1 protein-coding gene is annotated in these 1,289 nt (G+C 35.5%); it reads left to right on the forward strand.

The window, feature by feature from the left end; translation table 11 throughout:
- Positions 1-85: 85 nt before the first annotated feature.
- Positions 86-1,248, forward strand: a protein-coding gene (locus OMHG_RS00120; RefSeq protein WP_147629116.1) for an IS3 family transposase whose coding sequence is annotated in 2 segments (ribosomal slippage) — positions 86-362 and positions 362-1,248 — 1,164 coding nt in all. Because the reading frame shifts where the segments join, the coding sequence is not laid out codon by codon here.
- Positions 1,249-1,289 lie beyond the last annotated feature (41 nt).

The raw sequence follows: 1,289 nt of genomic DNA on the forward strand, positions 1-1,289 counted from the left end.
TTAGACTAACACAATAAAATGGGACAATAAAAAACACCTTCGAAATGGTATAATCAAACCAATAACTATTCGGAGGTGTTTTTGCATGGGCAAAAACGTGTATTCTAGTGAAGTGAAATGGGCGGTTATTAAAGATAAAATGAGTGGCGAGCTAACAAACAGAGAAATAATGGAAAAACACGGCATAAAAAACCGAACTCAAATTCGTACATGGATGAGATGGTATAAGGAGAATCAAATCCACCGTTTTGACCAACCGATTGGAAAACAATATTCATATGGGCATGGTCCTGAATGGGAAAATGAAGATGAAAAGAAAAATATGCAAATGGAACATTTGAAGATGGAGAATGAAATTTTAAAAAAGTATTTGGAACTGAGAGAGGAGTTGAAAAAGAAGTAGTACTTCAGCTGGTTGATAGATTTCGAGGAGAGTATACAGTTACTGCTATTCTACAGGCATTAGATGTAGCTCGGTCTACTTATTACCGTTGGACCAAGAAAGCATTCACTCCTCCTTCGGAGGTGGAAATAGCAATTCAGACATTATGTCGAAGCACAAAATACCGCTATGGACACAGAAAAATTACCCAACTTCTTAAAAAGCAGTATAAAATAAAACTACATCGAAATACGGTTCAACGTATCATGCAAAAATTTCACTTACAATGCCGTATTAAACCAAAACGTAGATGGAAATCACATGGAGAATCGGTAATCATAGCACCAAACCTATTAGAAAGGGATTTTACAGCGACTAAACCCAATCAGAAATGGGTAACAGACATTACCTATATGCAGTATGGTCCTAAAACGCTATACCTATCAACGATTATAGATCTGTTTAATAATGAAGTTGTAGCATATAGACTTTATGATCATCAACAAACATCCTTAGTTACCGATACACTAAAAGCTGCATTGAAAGCAACAAAGAATCCAAAAGGAGTCATAATCCATTCCGATCAAGGAAGTGTGTATACATCTTACGCATACCAACAGTTAGTTAAAGAAAAGGACCTTATAAGCAGTATGTCTAGAAGAGGAAACTGTTGGGATAACGCAGTCATTGAATCCTTTCATTCAAATATTAAATCTGAAGAATTTCAATACGTGAAATACAATTCAGTTTCCCTTCAAGAAGTTAGAAATCGTGTGGACATATTTATGAATCACTATAACATGGAACGTATTCAAGAAAAATTAGGCTACCAATCTCCTCTAGAATTTCGAGGAATGGCAGCCTAAGAAGGTGTTTTAATATTGTCTCAAATCGCTATGTCAGTCTA

The organism is Oceanobacillus massiliensis str. N'diop, from assembly GCF_000285495.1.
Taxonomy (GTDB): domain Bacteria; phylum Bacillota; class Bacilli; order Bacillales; family Amphibacillaceae; genus Oceanobacillus; species Oceanobacillus massiliensis.